The sequence below is a fragment of the Arthrobacter sp. GCM10027362 genome (assembly GCF_042679445.1).
GTDB lineage: Bacteria > Actinomycetota > Actinomycetes > Actinomycetales > Micrococcaceae > Crystallibacter.
This window is the reverse complement of record NZ_JBHTML010000315.1, coordinates 1-2590: the sequence shown is the minus strand read 5'-3', so window position 1 is coordinate 2590 and position 2590 is coordinate 1. Positions and strand designations below refer to the sequence as shown.

Here is a 2590-nt window from a genome sequence, read left to right as displayed (position 1 = left end):
CGCCGTCGTGCCGGAGTCCGGCCCGCGGCCGGTCCCGGCCGCGCCGGCCCTGCTGGAACCGGACGCCGCACCGGTGACCGGAACCCCGCCGGTGATTCCGCCGATCGGCTCCAGCAGGCCCATCCCGGTGGATGAGCATATCCTCGCGGCGGTGGCGCACGGCAGCTACTACCAGCCGCATGCCGTGCTCGGGGCGCACCTGGATGACCACGGGCACGTCACGGTCCGCACCCTGCGGCGGATGGCCGAGAGCGTCACCCTGGTCACGGCGTCGGACCGGGTGCCCATGCAGCACGAATACGAGGGCATCTGGGTGGCCGTGGTGGAGCCCGAACGGCGCGGGCACGTCCCGGATTACCGGCTCGAGGTCAAGTATCCGGGCGGCGAGGCCTGGCTCGCGGATGATCCGTACCGCTACCTGCCCACGCTGGGCGAGATGGATCTGCACCTGATCGGCGAGGGCCGGCACGAGATGCTCTGGAACGCCCTTGGCGCCCACGTGCGGCACTACAACTCGACGCTCGGAGACATCTCCGGCACCAGCTTCGCAGTCTGGGCCCCCAATGCCCAGGCGGTACGGGTCAAGGGCGAGTTCAACGGCTGGGACGGCTCGGTCCACGCCATGCGCTCCCTGGGCGGTTCCGGTGTCTGGGAGCTGTTTATTCCGGATGTCGGAGCCGGGGCCATCTACAAGTTCGAGCTGCTGGGCAGGGACGGCCGGTGGCACGAGAAGGCGGATCCGCTGGCGCGCTGGGCGGAGGTGCCGCCGCTGACCGGCTCGCGGGTGCTGGACTCGCGCTATGTTTTCGGCGACGAGGCCTGGATGGCCGAGCGCGCGAAGCGGGATCCGCACAATTCACCGATGAGCATCTACGAGGTCCATCTGGGCTCGTGGCGGCTGGGGCTGGGCTACCGCGAGCTGGCCGAGGAGCTGGCGGCGTACGTCAAGCAGCTGGGCTTCACGCATGTGGAGTTCATGCCGGTGGCGGAGCACCCGTTCGGCGGCTCCTGGGGCTACCAGGTCACCTCGTACTATGCTCCGACGTCCCGCTTCGGCCACCCGGACGACTTCAAGTACCTGGTGGACACGCTGCACCAGGCCGGCATCGGGGTGATCCTGGACTGGGTCCCGGCCCACTTCCCCCGGGACGAGTGGGCGCTGGCCAGGTTCGACGGCGAACCGCTGTACGAGCACGCCGATCCGCGGCTCGGCGAGCATCCGGACTGGGGCACGCTGATCTTCGATTTCGGCCGGACCGAGGTGCGCAACTTCCTGGTGGCCAATGCGCTCTACTGGCTGGAGGAGTTCCACGTGGACGGGCTCCGGGTCGACGCCGTGGCCTCCATGCTCTACCGGGACTATTCGCGCCAGGACGGCCAGTGGTTCCCGAACATCCACGGCGGCCGGGAGAACCTGGAGGCCATTTCCTTCCTGCAGGAGGTCAACGCCACCGCCTACCGGCGGGTACCCGGCATCGTGACCATCGCGGAGGAATCCACTGCGTTCCCCGGGGTGACCCGGCCGACCTCCGGCGGCGGGCTCGGCTTCGGCCTGAAGTGGAACATGGGGTGGATGCACGACACGCTCGAGTACATTTCCGAGGACCCCGTGCACCGGATGTACCACCACGACAAGGCCACCTTCTCGATGGTCTACGCCTTCACCGAGAACTTCCTGCTGCCGATCAGCCATGACGAGGTGGTCCACGGCAAGGGGTCGATGCTGGCGAAGATGCCCGGGGACCGCTGGAAGCAGCTGGCCAACCTGCGCGCCTACCTGGCCTTCCAGTGGGCGCATCCGGGCAAGCAGCTGATCTTCATGGGCACCGAGTTCGGGCAGGAGACCGAGTGGTCCGAACAGCACGGCCTGGACTGGTGGCTGGCCGAGAACGCCCCGCACCAGGGGCTGCAGTCCCTGGTCGGCGCCCTGAACCGGATGTACTGCCAGACCCCGGCGCTGTACGAACGGGACAACGAACCGGCCGGCTTCCAGTGGATCGACGCCTCCGACGGCGCGCGGAACACGCTCTCCTTCATCCGCTGGGACCGGCACGGCAACCCGCTGGTGTGCATCGCCAATTTCGCCGGGCACCCGCACGAGGACTTCCGGGTGGGCCTGCCGTGGGCCGGGCAGTGGACCGAGGTGCTGAACACGGACGCCGAGATGTACGGCGGATCCGGGGTTGGCAACCCGGGGCCGGTGGAAGCGGTTGAAGGGGCGTGGAACGGCTATCCGGCCTCCGCGGTCATCACGGTGCCGCCGCTGGGCGTGCTTTACCTGAAGGCCGCGAAGTAGCCTGCCGCGGCCGGCACCGGAAGGCCGCCGACCGACAGGTCCGGCGGCCTTCCGCACCCGGCCCGGCCGTTACTTGGAATTTACATGGCGTAACGGTAGTGGTAATGTTTAATACGCGCTGGACGAGAGATCGGACAGGCGCCCTTCCGGACGGCATCACGCCGGCGTCCCCAACGGGACGCGAACCGGACCGATTGGACAAGTAAATTCCAATCATGTAAGTTTGAAAAGTTGCTCCGGTGCGGGGCGGCCGGCCTGCGGGCCGGGCGTGTTGGCCGGATGCTCCTGTTGTTT

At 68.2% G+C, this 2590-nt stretch carries 1 protein-coding gene; it reads left to right on the top strand.

Annotation, left to right across the window (positions count from 1 at the left end; all coding sequences use genetic code 11):
• On the top strand, nucleotides 1–2296 hold a 2296-nt coding region (glgB, locus tag ACFQ36_RS22105), incomplete at its 5' end, for a 1,4-alpha-glucan branching protein GlgB (protein WP_377017621.1).
• Nucleotides 2297–2590 lie beyond the last annotated feature (294 nt).